This window comes from Streptomyces sp. NPDC002004 (genome assembly GCF_053593975.1).
Genome location: NZ_JBSFDP010000016.1, coordinates 78,513 through 92,776, shown reverse-complemented (window position 1 = coordinate 92,776; position 14,264 = coordinate 78,513). Strand labels below are relative to the sequence as shown.

Here is a 14,264-nt window from a genome sequence, read left to right as displayed (position 1 = left end):
AGATATGGGGTGTGAGGGGTTGAGGGCTCGGGGGGTGGGGGGAACGCCGAGCGGGCTACGCCGTGCGGGGAAGGGCCAGCGGACCGATGCGGTACAGCACCTCGGGGTCGTGCGCCTCGCCCTCCGGGAACACCTCGGCGGCGAACAGCACCTCGCGCTCCAGCGGCGCGTCGTGCCGGGCGGCGTACGAGGTGAACAGACGCTCCGACGCGGTGTTGCCGGGTGTGATGGTGGTCTCGACCGAGATCAGCGCGCGCTCGGCGGCGACCTGCGAGGTCAGCCCGTCGAGCAGCGCGGCGGCCAGACCGCGGCCGCGGTGCGCCTCGTCGACGGCCACCTGCCACACGACCAGGGTCCCGGGACGCTCCGGACGGATGTAGCCGGTGATGAACCCGACCGGCTCGCCGTCCGCGTCGCGCGCCACCACCGAGGTGCCGGCGAAGTCACGGCACCACAGCAGATAGCTGTACGAGGAGTTCAGGTCGAGGGTCTTGGAGTCCCGGGCGATCCGCCAGAGCGCGGCGCCGTCCGCCACCGTCGGGCGGTCGGCGCGCAGGCCTTCCGGCATTTCCAGGAATTGCGCCTCTGCTTCTGCCGGCAGGTCTGCTCGGGTGTCGGGCTGTAGGTCTGCTTGTGCAGCGGTCATGCAAATTGAATTTACCGACCACTTTTTGAAATTGCATCGTCGGGCGGGGTTACATCGGGCGGCCTGTTGTGTTATCACGCGGGCGCGTGCTCCTGCGCGAGCAGGACGGGAAAACGCCCACTTCGCCCCGGATTTAAGGGGCGAAGTGGGCGCCTTGTGGAATGCGTCACACGCGTGTAACTCGGACGGCACCCGCCCGAATTACGTCGGTTGATGTTCGCGGAATCTTTGCGTTTAGTCCGAGGGAAAGCGGGCAGAAGAATACGGGAAGCTGCTCACGGAATGCGCGTGAAAAAGGTCTCGGATAATTCCCTGAAAATTAGCAGAACGCTGATGTCGCCGCACTGTGTGCAGCCGCCACGTCCACCGTCAGGCCCGACTCGGCGAGCGCCGCACCCAGCGCCGCGAGCGACGCCCGGACGGCCTGCGGCGTCGCGTCGGAACCGTAGTGGTTGACCCGGATCATCTCCGTGGCCAGCGCCCCGCCGCCCGCCACCAGGGGCAGCCCCGGTGTGCCGGCCAGCGCCTTCGCCACCAGCTCCGACGCGTCGGCGCCCGCGGGGGTGCGCAGCGTCGTCGCCACCGGAGCCGCATCCCGCGCCTCGTGCACGAACGGCTCCAGCCCCCGCGTCCGCCGTGCACCGTCCGCCTCCGCCGATACGCCGTGCCCCGCGCCGTCGGGTACCAGCGCCAGGGCGCCCGCCCGGGTGGCCGCTGCGGCCCGGGCGTGACGGTCCATCACCGCGTCCAGGCCCTCGGCCTCGATGCGCTCCAGGCATGCGTCGAGCGCCAGCATCTCCAACTGCGCCGGAGCGTGCAGCAGCGCCTTGCGGCCGCCGTCGATCCACCGCTCCTTCCAGTCCAGCAGTGACAGGTACGAGCGGCGCGGCGCCTGTGGGTTGGCCGCCATCCGCTGCCACGCCCGCTCGCTCACCGACACCGCCGAGACGCCCGCCGGACCGCCCATCGCCTTCTGCGCGCCGATCACGCACAGGTCCACGCCCCACGCGTCCGGCAGCAGGGGCTCCGCGCCCACCGAGGCCACCGCGTCCAGCATGAACAGCGCGCCGTGCGCCCGCACGACCTCGCCGATCTCCGCCACCGGATTCGTGTTGCCGGTCGCCGCCTCCGCGTGCACCAGCGACACGAAGCCGATCTCCGGGTGCGCGGCCAGCGCCTCGCCGACCTGGTCGGCGGTCACCGCCGTGTGGAACGGCACCGTGAGGTCGATCACCGTCGCCCCGGCGTCCCGCAGCCAGTTCCCGAACGTCTGGCCGTACGGGCCCGTGATCACGTTCAGCGCCGTCGTGCCGGGGCCCGCCGCCCCGCGGATGCAGCCCTCGAGGGGCAGCAGCGCCTCGCCCTGTGTGATCACCACGTCCTGCTCGGTGCGGAGCAGTCGTGCCACGCGCCGCTCGATCGCGGCGAAGTCCGCGGCGCTCAGCGGGGCAAGATCGAGAAAGGGGTGGGTCACAGCGGTGCTCTCTTCGCTCACGGGGTCGTCGATTCCCCGGTTCACCGGGTCATACGGGGCGGAACGAGCGTATCGACCTTGTGATTGGTTTGAGACACTCAAACCTATCCTTATAATCTGAGGTCTGTTCTTTGGGCTGGGAGGGGATTCAGAGCCTGAGGACCCCGTATCCGACCCCCTCAGGAGGTTCCCGTGAAGACGGTCTTCGGCCGCCGCACCCGCGTACTCGCCGCCACCACCGCGGCCGCCGGACTGATGCTCGCCGCCGGCTGCTCCTCGAGCGACAACGGCGGCAAGAAGGCCACGGCGCACGGTGTCCCGGTGGTCAAGGCCGGCAAGCTCACGACCTGCACCCACCTTCCGTACCCGCCCTTCCAGTCGGAGGTCGGCGGCAAGGTGCAGGGCTTCGACGTCGCCCTGATCGACCTGGTCGCCAAGAACCTCGGCGTCAAGCAGGACATCGTCGACACCCCCTTCGAGAACTTCAAGACGGGCGCCTTCCTCAACTCCGGCCAGTGCGACCTCGCCGCGGCCGGCATGACCATCACCGAGGAGCGCAAGAAGAACGTCGACTTCTCCGACCCCTACTTCGACGCCACCCAGGCCGTCCTCGTCGACAAGAAGGCCGGCGTCAACTCCCTCGCCGACCTCAAGGCCAAGCACAAGAAGCTGGGCGCCCAGGCCCAGACGACCGGCGAGGAGTACGCCCAGAAGAAGGGCTACGACCCGATCTCCTTCGAGAGCTCCGACGCGGTCCTCAACGGTCTGCGCACCGGCCAGGTCTCCGCCGTCGTCATCGACTATCCCGTCGTCCAGGGCTGGCTCAAGGACAAGGCGAACGCCGACGCGTTCAAGCTGGTGGACAACCTCCACACCGGTGAGCAGTACGGCTTCACCGTGAAGAAGGGCAACACCAAGCTCCTCGCCGCGATCAACAAGGCCCTCAAGGACGCCAAGGCCGACGGCACGTACAAGAAGCTCTACGAGAAGTGGATCGGCCCGTACGGCCAGTCCGCGGCCTCCCCGTCCGCCTCATGAGCAGCGGCACGGACGTCACCCGCACCCCGACCAGGACCGGACTGAGCAAGCGGCAGAAGCGCGCCCTCTCGCAGGGCGCGCAGTACGTCGTCTTCGTCGCCGCGATCGTCGCGATCGGCGCGACCGCCGACTGGGGACGGCTCGCGAACCAGTTCGCGCAGCCCGACCTGGCCAAGCAGCTGTTCCCGGACATCATCACGACGGCGCTGCGCAACACCGTGCTCTACACCATGTCCGGCTTCGTCGTCGGACTGGTCCTCGGCATGGTCATCGCGCTGATGCGGCTCTCCTCGGTCGCGCCCTACCGCTGGGTCTCCGGGATCTACATCGAGATCTTCCGCGGCCTGCCCGCGCTGCTGATCTTCATCTTCGTCGGCGTCGCGGTGCCGCTGGCCTTCCCCGGCACGGAGATCCCCGGCGGTACCTACGGCAAGGTGGCCATCGCCCTCGGTCTGGTCTCCGCCGCGTACATGGCCGAGACGATTCGCGCGGGCATCCAGGCCGTGCCCAGGGGGCAGATGGAGGCCGCCAGGTCGCTGGGCTTCTCGCACGCCCGCGCCATGGTCTCGATCATCATTCCGCAGGCCTTCCGGATCGTGATCCCGCCGCTCACCAACGAACTGGTGCTGCTCTTCAAGGACTCCTCGCTGGTGCTGTTCCTCGGCGTCACGCTCCAGGAGCGTGAACTCGCCAAGTTCGGCCGGGACCTGGCCAGCGAGACCGCCAACTCCACGCCCATCCTGGTGGCCGGGCTGTGCTACCTCCTGGTCACCATTCCGCTCGGCTTCGTCGTGCGCCGTCTCGAGGGAAAGGCGGGTGACACCCGATGAACAAGGTCGGCACACCGTCCTCCGCCGCCGCTCCATCCGCAGGGTCCGTACCCGAGATCCAGGTGCGCGGCCTGCACAAGTCGTTCGGCGACAACGAGGTGCTGCGCGGCATCGACCTGGAGATCGGTTCCGGCGAGGTCGTCTGCGTGATCGGCCCGTCCGGCTCCGGCAAGTCCACGCTGCTCCGCTGTGTGAACCTGCTGGAGACCCCCACCTCGGGCACGGTCGTCGTGGGCGGTGCCGAGGTCACCCACCCCGACGTCGACATCGACGCGGTGCGGCGCCGTATCGGCATGGTCTTCCAGCAGTTCAACCTGTTCCCGCACCTGACGGCGACCGAGAACCTCACGCTGCCGCAGCGGCGGGTCCTGCGGCGCGACAAGGCCGCGGCGGCCCGGGTGGCCGCCGAGAACCTGGAGCGGGTGGGCCTGGCCGAGAAGGCGACGGCGTACCCCTCCGCCCTCTCCGGCGGTCAGCAGCAGCGCGTCGCCATCGCCCGCGCGCTCGCCATGGGGCCCGAGGTGATGCTCTTCGACGAGCCCACCTCGGCGCTCGACCCGGAACTCGTCGGCGACGTCCTCGCCGTGATGCGCCGGCTGGCCGAGGACGGCATGACGATGATGGTCGTCACCCACGAGATGACCTTCGCCCGCGAGGTCGCCGACCGCGTGGTCTTCATGGACGGCGGCGTCATCGTGGAACAGGGCACCCCGGACGAGGTGATCGGCAATCCGCGCCACGAGCGGACCCGCCACTTCCTGGCCCGCGTGCTCGACCCCGCGAAGGCGGAGGTCGAGGAGAAGGAGTAGCCCTCCGTCGTCGCACCCGGTACCCGCTGTGGACAATCGTTCCGCCAGGGCGGAGAGCGGGCGGGCACGGCCCCGTGCCGGGTGCGGTGACTGCGGCCTCGCCGGAACTCCCCGTGGGGAGCCACCGCGCGTCCCCGCCCGGCGGGTCCGGCCGTACGGGGCCCCGCTCCCGCCCATCCCGCGGCGGACCGCACGGCGTTAGGGTGCGAGGCATGAGCGATCACGCGGTACTGCACGTGAAGGGGCGGGTGCTCGTCGGGCCCGAGGAGGTGCGGGACGAACTCTGGGTGGTCGGCGGCAGGATCACCTACGACCGCCCCGCGGCCGCCCGGGACATCCGCACCGTGGAGGGCTGGGCCCTCCCCGGCCTCGTCGACGCCCACTGCCACGTCGGCCTGGACGCCCACGGCCCGGTCGACGCGGACGTCGCCGAGAAGCAGGCACTCACCGACCGCGAGGCCGGCACCCTGCTCATCCGGGACGCCGGGTCCCCCTCCGACACCCGCTGGATCGACGACCGCGAGGACCTCCCCAAGATCATCCGTGCGGGGCGGCACATCGCCCGCACCCGCCGCTACATCCGCAACTACGCGCACGAGATCGAGCCCGACGACCTCGTCGCCTACGTCGCGCAGGAGGCCCGGCGCGGCGACGGCTGGGTGAAACTCGTGGGCGACTGGATCGACCGCGAGGCCGGCGACCTCACGGCCTGCTGGCCGCGCGACGCGGTCGAGGCGGCGATCGCCGAGGCCCATCGCCTCGGCGCGCGCGTCACCGCCCACTGTTTCGCGGAGGACTCCCTGCGCGACCTCGTCGAGGCGGGGATCGACTGCATCGAGCACGCCACGGGCCTCACCGACGACGACATCCCGCTGTTCGCCGAGCGCGGGGTCGCGATCGTGCCGACGCTGATCAACATCGCGACGTTCCCGCGGCTCGCGGCGGGCGGCGAGGAGAAGTTCCCGCGCTGGTCCGACCATATGCGCCGGCTCCACGCACGCCGCTACGACACCGTGCGCGCCGCCTACGACGCCGGGATTCCGATCTACGTCGGTACGGACGCGGGAGGCTCACTCGCCCACGGCCTGGTCGCCGGCGAGGTCGCCGAGCTCGTCACCGCCGGCCTGCCCGCGGTCGACGCCCTCTCCGCGACGGCATGGGGTGCGCGGGCGTGGCTCGGCCGCCCCGGTCTGACGGAGGGCGCGCCCGCCGATCTGGTGGTCTACGAGGGCGATCCGCGGGCCGACGTACGGGTGCTCGCGGCGCCACGCCGCGTGGTGCTGAACGGGCGGATCGTGGAGTGACCCGGGAGTGACCCGGAGCGGGAGCGCGGGTTGCCCGCACCGGCGTGCGCGCCGCTTGTCGCCACCGGTATGCGCCCCGCAGGTCACGTGAGCGGGTGACGGATGGGAACGCACGTGCCGGGATATTCGATCAAACGCCCGGAAACCTCACTTTGGGGTGAACTCACGTCAGGTGGCTGACCGTTCACTCTCCGTGCGTAAGGATTCCCCGCAACGACGTCGTCGGCGCCCTGGCCGTGTCCCCGTGGGTTGGGCGACCGACGACGTCGTGCACCTGTCGAAGTCTCTTGTGGGGGTCCCACCACCTTGAACAGCAACGTCTTCCGCATGCCCGCACGCCGTCTCGCCGCCGCGACGGCCGCCACCGCGCTGGCCGCCGGGCCCGCGCTCCTCGCGACCGCGGGCCCGGCCCACGCCACCGACCACCACGGCGGCGGCAAGGCCGGCGCCGTCGTCCTGCGCACCGGCCTCGACGTGTCGCTGCTCAACAAGACCGTGGACGTACCGCTCACGGTCTCGCTCAACGACGTCCAGGCTCCCGCGAGCGCGGACAGGACCGCCCTGACGGCGGAGGTGAAGGGCGTCGACCGCGGTCGGCCGTTCAGTGTGCTGCGGGCCGACGTCGCCTCCGCGAAGGCGGTCGTCGACGCGGACAGGGCCGAGGGGACGACACGGCTCGTCCACGCCAGGGTCCATGTGCCCGGTCTGCCGCTGCTGTCGCTCATCGAGGTCGACCAGGTCACGGCCAAGGCACTGTGCGAGGCGGGCAGGCGGCCGGTCGCCGAGGCGAACGTGCTGGGTGCGGTCACGGTCCTGGGCAAGCGGGTGACGCTGTCCGCGGGCGGGCCGACCGAGGTCAAGGTGCCCGGGGTCGGAGAGGTCACCCTCAACCTGTCCCAGCACACCACGACATCGCACTCGGCCGCCGCGTCCGCTCTCGAACTGAAGGTGTCCGTCAACCCGTTGAAGCTGAACGTGGCGGACGTCGAGGGCACGGTCACCCTCGCCAAGGCCACCTGCGAGGCCCCGGCGGCACCGGAGGCACCGGCCCCGGCGGCCTCCGCCCCGGCCGCGCCCGTGGACGACGTCAAGCCCCGGAGCGGGGCCGATCCCGAACCGGCCAAGGACAACCTGGCCGAGACCGGCGGGAGTTCGGTGACCCCCTACCTCGCCGCCGGCTCGGTGGCCCTCCTCGTCGCGGGCGCCGCGGTCCTGGCCCGAAGCCGCCGCCGCAACCAGTCCTGATCCGCACCGCACCCGGCCACCGGGTGACCCCCGGGCCCACCGCCCGCAGGGCCCCGGTCCCGCCGCAGCGCTGCCCGTCGGCCCCACCGTCCAGCCGGCCGGTGGGGCCGGGGATCACGGGTGCAGCGCCTTGTCCAGCGCGGTGAGGAACCGGCCGGTCGTGGCCCGGTCACGCACCGCCAGACGGAGCCAAGCGGGGCCCAGGCCGGGGAAGGTGTCGCCCCGGCGGGCGGCGAAGCCGAGGGCACGCAGACGGTCGCGTACGGCCATCGCGTCGGGTACCCGGACCAGGACGAACGGGCCTTCCGCGGGCCCCGCCGTCCGCAGCCCCGCGGCCGCCAGCCCCGCACACAGATACTCCCGGTCCTCCGCGATACGCCGCGCCGCGTGCTCCGCCTCGGCGAGCGCCCGCGGCTCCATGCAGGCCTCCGCCGCCACCAGCGCCGGCGACGACACCGGCCAGAGCGGCTGCGCCGTCTCCAGCGCACGGATGGTCTCCGGATCGGACAGGACGTATCCGATGCGCAGCCCCGCCAGCCCCCACGTCTTCGTGAGGCTGCGCAGGACGACGAGCCCCGGCACGTCCGTGCGGCCCGCCAGCGCCTCGCGCTCGCCGGGCACCGCGTCCATGAACGCCTCGTCGACCACCACCGTCCGCCCCGGGCGGGCGAGTCCGGCGATCAGCGAGGCAGGATGCAGCACCGAGGTCGGGTTGGTCGGGTTGCCGACGACGACCAGGTCCGCATCGTCGGGAACGTCCTCCGGCGTGAGCCGGAACCCGTCCTCCTCGCGCAGCACCACCCGCCCCACCGAGTGCCCCGCATCGCGCAGCGCCGCCTCGGGCTCGGTGAACTGCGGGTGCACCACGACCGGCCGCGCCACCTTCAGCGCCCGCGCCAGCAGCACGAACGCCTCGGCGGCGCCCGCCGTCAGCAGCACCCGGCCGGTGTCGACGCCATGCCGCGCCGCGACCGCGGCCCGTGCCGCACGGCCGTCCGGATAGGCGGCGAGACCGCCGAGCGACGCGGCGATCCGGTCCCGCAGCCATGCGGGCGGCGTGTCCGCCCGCACGTTCACCGCCAGGTCCACCAGACCACCGCCGGCGCCCCGCACCTCCGCGTCCCCGTGGTGCCGCAGATCGTGCACCTCGCCGTCCCCCACCTCAGTGGGCGTGGGCGTGCGAGTGGCCGTGCCCATGGCCGTGCCCGTGGTGGTGCCCGTCGTCGTCCGGGTGGAAGTGCGGCTGCTGCGGCAGCCCCACCTTGTCCTCGAAACCGGGCAGGGCGATGCGGTACACGCACGAGTCGCAGTTCATCCGCAGGTCGCCCTTCACCGCCTCCTCGTAGCGCTCCATCACCAGGTCCAGCAGCTCCGGCTCCGGACCGATGACATCGGCCGAGCGGACCTCGATCTCGGGGTGCGCGGCGGCCCACCCCTCGGTCTGCTGCCGCACCCGGTCCGGCAGGATCCCGGTGAAGAGGAAGTAGGGGAGCACCACGATCCTGCGCGCGCCGAGCTTCACACAGCGGTCGAGGCCCGTGGGCACATCGGGCGCGGCCAGCGACACGAAGGCGGTCTCCACGCCCGCGTACCCGCGCCCCTCCCACAGCAGCCGAGCCGCCTTGTGCACCTCGGCGTTGGCGTCCGGGTCGGTCGATCCGCGGCCGACGAGCAGCACGGTCACGTCCGCCCGGTCCCGGGGCGTGCGCGCACCCCCGCCCAGCGCTTCGTCCAGCCGCCGCTCCAGGACCTGCAGCAGCGACGGGTGCGGGCCGAGGGGACGCCCATAGGCGTACGAGATGCCCGGGTGCCGTTCCTTCTCGCGGCTCAGCGCCGCGGGGATGTCGCCCTTGGCGTGCCCGGCCGACACCAGCATCAGCGGCACCGCGGCGAACCGGCGCACGCCCTGCTCCACCAGTTCCGTGACGGCCTCGCCCAGCGGCGGCGGGGACAGCTCGATGAACCCGCCCGCGACGGGCAGGTCGGGGTGGCGGCGGCCGAGTTCCCGGACGAACGCGCGGAAGGCCTCGGCGCCCGCGTCGTCCCGGGTGCCATGGCCGGCGATCAGCAGTGCGGGGGGCGGGGTGCTCACGAGTTCTCCTCGGAAACGGAAGCGGAAGCGGAAGGGACGGAAGAAGAAGCGGAAGGGACGGAAGAAGAAGCGGCCGGCGAGGAAGCCGGGGACGTGGTGTCGGGGGACTCCCCGGTCTGCCAGCGGTAGCCGCGCGGCGTGACCATACGGCCCGCGATCTCGCGGGTCGCCGTGTTCCCGACCGTCACCACGGTCATCATGTCGACGCTCGCCGGGTCGAGTCCGGCGAGGGTCGTCACCCTGCTGGACCCGTCCGGGCGCGAGGCGTTGCGCACCACACCGACCGGTGTCGCCGGCTCCCGGTGCTCGGCGAGGATCGCCAGTGCCTTCGGCAGCTGCCAGTCGCGGCCGCGGCTGCGCGGGTTGTAGAAGGTGACCACGATGTCCGCATCGGCGGCCGCCCGCACCCGCCGCTCGATGACCTCCCACGGCGTGTGCAGATCGGACAGGCTGATCGACACGTGGTCGTGCCCGAGGGGCGCCCCGAGGATCGCCGCAGCGGCCAGCGCCGCGGTCACGCCCGGTACGCCGACCACCTCGATGTCGTCCGACGCCTCGGCGAGCGCCGGGGACGCCATCGCGTACACCCCCGCGTCGCCCGACCCGATCAGGGCGACCGCGTGCCCCTTGCGGGCCTCGGCCACGGCGGTGCGCGCCCGCTCCTCCTCGGCACCGAGCCCGGACTCCAGGATCCGGGTCCCCGGGCGCAGCAGGTCCCGGATCTGGTCCACGTACTGGTCGAGACCGACGAGCACGGAGGCCCTGCGCAGCTCGTCTCTGGCCCGAGGCGTCAGCAGATCCCGCGCGCCGGGCCCGAGTCCCACGACGGCGAGCCGGCCGCGTGCCGGCCGGCGCACCACGGCGCACGTCGCCATGGCGGGCGCGCCGTCGGCGCGCACCGACTTCCGCTTCGGCACCAGCAGTTCCCCGCCGAGGGCCAGCGCCGCGGCCTCCGCGACGGACGGGGTGCCGACGGCCGCGAGCGGCGCATCGGAGGGGTTGGGCACCTCGACCCGCGCCAGCGCGTCGGCGGAGTGGGTCACGAGCGGCACCCCGAGCGCCTCGGCCGCCGCCACGAGCCCGGGTTCCCCGGCCTTGGCCTCGACCGTGGCGAGCTCGGCGACGGACGCGGGGGAGAGCCCGGCGCCGCGGAGGGCGTCCCGGACGAGACCGAGCACCTCCTCCACGGGAGCGCCCCTGCTGGCGCCCACACCGACGACGAGCGACGGCGGGCGCAGGACGACCTCGCGCTCGGCGGGTGCGACGTCCCGGTCGGTGAGCCGCACGGTACGCGGCCGCTGCTCGTCCCCGTTCCGTCCCGCCCCGGCCTCGGCCGAGGACCGCGTCAGGGCCGGCGGCAGCGCCGGCAGCGGCCAGGTGAACTCCGCTTCGAAGGCGACGGCCTCACCGTCCAGCAGGGCCCGGGACACCCCGGCCACGTCCCCCTCGACGGGCATCCCGAGCGTGTCCAGGCCCGGGATCCCCACCGCATCCGTCGCGGTGGTCACCACGGGCACGGATCCCAGCACCTCGGACACCCGCCCGGCCAGCTCGTTGGCCCCGCCCCCGTGCCCGCCGACCAGGGACACGGCGAACCGCCCGCCCTCGTCGACGCACACCACACCGGGGTCGGACGCCTTGTCCGAGAGCAGCGGTGCCACCAGCCGCACCACGGCGCCCGTGGCGAGGAAGCACACCACCTGCTCGCACTCGCCGAACGCACGACGCACCGCCTCCCCCACGGGGCCGTCGTACACCCGAGTCCGCTCGGGCCAGGCCGCGGCAAGGCGGTCGCGGCCCACCGCGCCCGCCGCCGTGGCGGAGATCAGGCCGATCACTGGGCAACTCCTTCGGTTTCTTCGGTGCGTCCAGCGCACTCGGTGCCTGCCGGGGGCCGGGTGCCCCACAGCAGGAAAACGGGGTTGGCCGCCGCGAGCCGGGACACCTCGCCCGGCAGCGGCGCCAGCCGGGACGACTGGAGCAGCACGCCGTCCACGGCATACCCGGCTCCGGCCAGCGCGGCGCGCGCCGCCGGAACCCGGTCCAGTGCGGCCAGGGCGACGACGACACCCCGCCGTGCCCGCCGCGCGCAGGCCGCGACGATGGCGGGCAGATCCGTGCCGCCCCCGCCGACGAACACCGCGTCGGGGTCGGGAAGCTCCGCCAGCACGTCCGGCGCGGCGCCGTGCACGACCCGCACGTCGACGCCGTGCGCGGCGGCGTTTGCCTCGATCCGTCCGGCGCCGTCCGCCGTCCTCTCGACGGCGACGACGGCCGCTCCGAACCGCGCGCACTCCACGGCCACCGATCCGGACCCCGCGCCGACGTCCCACACCAGGTCGCCGAGGCGCGGCCCGAGCCGGGCCAGTGCCAGCGCCCGCACCTCGAACTTGGTGATCATCGAGTCGCGGTGGCGGAACGCGTCCTCGTCCAGCGCCCACCGCTCCGGCCCGTACCCGTGGCCCGCGACGGTGCGCGCCGTCGACGCCGGAGCACGGCCCTCGTCCAGGCAGAGGACGACGCTGACGGCCGGACCCCAGTCGCGGGCGGCGGCATCGGCCGGGGTGACCCGCTCGACGCTCTCGCGCTCCGGGTCGCCGAGCGCGGTCGCGACCACGAGGGTGCGGCGGTGGCCGACGAGTTCGGCGGCCAGCTCGGCGGGCCCGGCGCCGGGGCCGGTGAGCACGGCGACCTTGGGGTGCGCGCGGCACACGTTCACGGCGGTGCGCGGGTCACGGCCGTGTGCGCTGACCACGACGGCGTCGTCCCACGGCAGCCCGAGCCGTGCGAACGCGGTCGCGACCGACGACACCCCGGCGTGGACGTCGAGTTCGGCCGGTCCGAACCGTTCGGCCAGGGCCCGTACGATCCCGAAGAACCCGGGGTCGCCCGAGGCCAGTACCACCACCCCGCCGCCGCGCTCCTCCTTCCGGTGGCGTTCGACCGCGTCCAGCGCCGGCGCCAACGGCCCCAGCACGACTTGCTCGGCACGCTCCGGTACGGGCGCGGCGTCCAGATGACGCCGTCCGCCGACGACGAGCCCCGCGGCGGCCAACGCCGCGGCCGCGTCCGGCGGGAGCGGCGCCCCCGTCCCCGTACCGACGACCGTGATCACGACGGTGACGTCCCCGCCGCGCGCTCCGCGCGCAGCGCCCGCCGGGCCTCCGGTTCCGCCTTGCGGAAGCCGTGGAAGTGCCCCGGGTGGTACAGGTGCGAGCGGGTGCCGTGCGCGTCGAGCGCCGGACCGACCAGGAACAGCGTGTGCTTCCACAGCTTGTGCTCCTTGACGGTCTCCTCCAGCGTTCCGATGGTGCACCGGACCACGAGTTCCTCGGGCCACGTCGCCTGGTACGCGACCACGACCGGCGTCGACGTCGGATAGCCGCCCTCCAGCAGCTCCCGCACCAGCTGGCCGCTGCGGGCCGCGGACAGGAACAGCGCCATCGTCGTGCCGTGCCGGGCGAACTCCCGTACCTCCTCGCCGGGCGGCATCGGTGTCTTGCCGCCGCCGAGCCGGGTGAGGATCACCGACTGGGCGACCTCCGGGATCGTCAGCTCGCGCTGCGCGATCGCAGCGACCGCCGAGAACGACGAGACGCCCGGCACGATCTCCGTCTCCAGGTCGAGTCCCGCGCACCGGTCCAGCTGTTCCTGGGTGCCGCCCCACAGGGCCGGGTCGCCGGAGTGGATACGGGCGACCTTCAGCCCCTCGGCCGCCGCACGCTCGTACACGGCGACGACCGCTTCGAGCGACATCGTCGCCGAGTCCAGGATCTCGGCGCCCTCGCGCGCGTGGTCGAGGACCTCCGCCTGCACCAGGCTGGCCGCCCAGATGACGATGTCGGCCTCGGCGATGGCACGGGCCGCGCGGAGGGTGAGCAGATCGGCGGCGCCGGGGCCGGCACCGACGAAGGTCACCTTGCCGGCGACGGGCCGGTCGCCGGCGACGGACTGGGGGCCGACGGGGGCTTCGGCTGCCATGACGGGGTCCTCTCGGGGAGTCGTGCGGGGAGTCGGGGGTACGCGGCGGGGGTGCCGCACCGGTCAGGGGTGGCGGAGCGTGCGCCGGGCGGGCCGATCCGCTAGCAAGGGACCATGGCGGTGCTCGTTGCGCTGGGTTCGTTCGTGATGACGCTGGTCGGCGGCTGGACGGCCCAGCACGTCGCCGACCGGCGCCATCTGGTGCTCGGCTTCGCGGGCGGGCTGATGCTCGGCGTGGTCGCCTTCGACCTGCTGCCGGAGGCGCTCCGCGGCGCGGGCCACCCCGTCCACGGTGTGCCGGCCGCGCTGCTGCTGTTCGCCGCGGGCTTCCTCACGGCACACGTCGCCGAACGGCTGCTCGCGCTGCGCAGGGCCGAACACGGCGCCCACACACCGGGCCACGTGCCGGACGCGGGTGTCGGCGCCGCCGCCACGATGGTCGGCCACAGCATCGCCGACGGCGTCGCCATCGGGGCGTCCTTCCGGGTCGGCGAGACCATGGGGCTGACCGTGGCGCTGGCCGTGATCACCCATGACTTCGCCGACGGCTTCAACACGTACACCGTGACCCGCGCCTACGGGAACGCCCACCGCAAGGCCTTCGCGATGCTCCTCGCCGACGCGTTCGCCCCGGTCGTGGGCGTCGCGTCGACGCTGCTGTTCACCGTCCCGGCCGATGTGCTCGCCGGATACCTGGGCTTCTTCGGCGGCGTCCTGCTGTACATCGCGGCGGCCGAGATCCTGCCGGAGGCCGGACACCGCCACCCGGCCCGCTCCACCCTGCTGTGCACGGTGGCGGGCGCCGCACTGATGTGGCTGGTGATCGGCACGGCCCCGGACTGACC

Annotated in this window: 13 protein-coding genes; 6 read left to right on the top strand and 7 right to left on the bottom strand. The window is 73.2% G+C overall.

Annotation, left to right across the window (positions count from 1 at the left end; all coding sequences use genetic code 11):
- Positions 1–55 precede the first annotated feature (55 nt).
- Positions 56–646 carry a diaminobutyrate acetyltransferase gene (gene ectA / locus ACWCP6_RS23290; protein ID WP_450934430.1) on the bottom strand — a complete coding sequence of 197 codons (591 nt, stop codon included), beginning with the start codon at positions 644–646 and terminating at the stop codon, positions 56–58.
- Between the two features lie 319 nt (positions 647–965).
- Positions 966–2,120 (bottom strand): pyridoxal-phosphate-dependent aminotransferase family protein, encoded by a 1,155-nt coding sequence (locus ACWCP6_RS23285; RefSeq protein ID WP_450934483.1) that lies wholly within the window; start codon positions 2,118–2,120, stop codon positions 966–968.
- A gap of 192 nt (positions 2,121–2,312) precedes the next feature.
- Here ACWCP6_RS23285 and ACWCP6_RS23280 point away from each other — a divergent pair, with 192 nt between their 5' ends.
- The 5 genes from ACWCP6_RS23280 (at position 2,313) to ACWCP6_RS23260 (ending at position 7,346) form a co-directional block, all read left to right on the top strand.
- A complete protein-coding gene (locus tag ACWCP6_RS23280; RefSeq protein ID WP_450934429.1) occupies positions 2,313–3,158 on the top strand; it encodes a transporter substrate-binding domain-containing protein in 846 nt (281 codons plus the stop codon).
- Positions 3,155–3,988 (top strand): amino acid ABC transporter permease, encoded by an 834-nt coding sequence (locus tag ACWCP6_RS23275; protein ID WP_450934428.1) that lies wholly within the window; start codon positions 3,155–3,157, stop codon positions 3,986–3,988. Before ACWCP6_RS23280 ends, ACWCP6_RS23275 begins: the two co-directional genes overlap by 4 nt.
- The gene (locus ACWCP6_RS23270) at positions 3,985–4,797 is read left to right on the top strand and encodes an amino acid ABC transporter ATP-binding protein (protein ID WP_450934427.1); all 813 of its coding nucleotides are present in this window, start codon (positions 3,985–3,987) and stop codon (positions 4,795–4,797) included. The genes ACWCP6_RS23275 and ACWCP6_RS23270 overlap by 4 nt, the downstream gene beginning before the upstream one ends.
- A gap of 212 nt (positions 4,798–5,009) precedes the next feature.
- Positions 5,010–6,101, top strand: a complete 1,092-nt coding sequence (locus tag ACWCP6_RS23265) for an amidohydrolase family protein (protein ID WP_450934426.1) — start codon at positions 5,010–5,012, stop codon at positions 6,099–6,101.
- 306 nt (positions 6,102–6,407) lie between these two features.
- Positions 6,408–7,346: an SCO1860 family LAETG-anchored protein gene (locus tag ACWCP6_RS23260; protein WP_450934425.1), complete on the top strand. Its 939-nt coding sequence runs from the start codon at positions 6,408–6,410 to the stop codon at positions 7,344–7,346.
- Between the two features lie 114 nt (positions 7,347–7,460).
- Here the strand turns inward: ACWCP6_RS23260 and cobC are convergent, their stop codons facing one another.
- From cobC to cobM, 5 genes are read right to left on the bottom strand one after another with little or no spacing between them, the layout of a single operon-like run.
- Complete coding sequence (gene cobC / locus ACWCP6_RS23255; RefSeq protein WP_450934424.1) at positions 7,461–8,543, bottom strand: Rv2231c family pyridoxal phosphate-dependent protein CobC; 1,083 nt, start codon at positions 8,541–8,543, stop codon at positions 7,461–7,463.
- Positions 8,509–9,438 (bottom strand): sirohydrochlorin chelatase, encoded by a 930-nt coding sequence (locus ACWCP6_RS23250; RefSeq protein ID WP_450934423.1) that lies wholly within the window; start codon positions 9,436–9,438, stop codon positions 8,509–8,511. Before ACWCP6_RS23250 ends, cobC begins: the two co-directional genes overlap by 35 nt.
- Entirely contained in the window at positions 9,435–11,276 is a 1,842-nt protein-coding gene (cobJ, locus tag ACWCP6_RS23245; RefSeq protein ID WP_450934422.1) for a precorrin-3B C(17)-methyltransferase, read from the bottom strand. The genes ACWCP6_RS23250 and cobJ overlap by 4 nt, the downstream gene beginning before the upstream one ends.
- Positions 11,273–12,553 carry a precorrin-6y C5,15-methyltransferase (decarboxylating) subunit CbiE gene (gene cbiE / locus ACWCP6_RS23240; RefSeq protein ID WP_450934421.1) on the bottom strand — a complete coding sequence of 427 codons (1,281 nt, stop codon included), beginning with the start codon at positions 12,551–12,553 and terminating at the stop codon, positions 11,273–11,275. Before cbiE ends, cobJ begins: the two co-directional genes overlap by 4 nt.
- Positions 12,550–13,419 (bottom strand): precorrin-4 C(11)-methyltransferase, encoded by an 870-nt coding sequence (gene cobM, locus ACWCP6_RS23235; protein ID WP_450934420.1) that lies wholly within the window; start codon positions 13,417–13,419, stop codon positions 12,550–12,552. Before cobM ends, cbiE begins: the two co-directional genes overlap by 4 nt.
- A 114-nt stretch (positions 13,420–13,533) precedes the next feature.
- On the opposite strand from cobM, the gene ACWCP6_RS23230 reads away from it, so the two are divergent.
- Positions 13,534–14,262 carry a ZIP family metal transporter gene (locus ACWCP6_RS23230; RefSeq protein WP_450934419.1) on the top strand — a complete coding sequence of 243 codons (729 nt, stop codon included), beginning with the start codon at positions 13,534–13,536 and terminating at the stop codon, positions 14,260–14,262.
- Positions 14,263–14,264: the final 2 nt, after the last annotated feature.

Excerpts from the sequence above, each read along its gene's own strand:
- ectA (WP_450934430.1), bottom strand. The coding sequence starts at position 646 with ATGACCGCTGCACAAGCAGACCTACAGCCCGACACCCGAGCAGACCTG.
- ACWCP6_RS23275 (WP_450934428.1), top strand. The coding sequence starts at position 3,155 with ATGAGCAGCGGCACGGACGTCACCCGCACCCCGACCAGGACCGGACTG.
- ACWCP6_RS23270 (WP_450934427.1), top strand. The coding sequence starts at position 3,985 with ATGAACAAGGTCGGCACACCGTCCTCCGCCGCCGCTCCATCCGCAGGG.
- ACWCP6_RS23265 (WP_450934426.1), top strand. The coding sequence starts at position 5,010 with ATGAGCGATCACGCGGTACTGCACGTGAAGGGGCGGGTGCTCGTCGGG.
- cobC (WP_450934424.1), bottom strand. The coding sequence starts at position 8,543 with ATGGGCACGGCCACTCGCACGCCCACGCCCACTGAGGTGGGGGACGGC.
- cobM (WP_450934420.1), bottom strand. The coding sequence starts at position 13,419 with ATGGCAGCCGAAGCCCCCGTCGGCCCCCAGTCCGTCGCCGGCGACCGG.
- ACWCP6_RS23230 (WP_450934419.1), top strand. The coding sequence starts at position 13,534 with ATGGCGGTGCTCGTTGCGCTGGGTTCGTTCGTGATGACGCTGGTCGGC.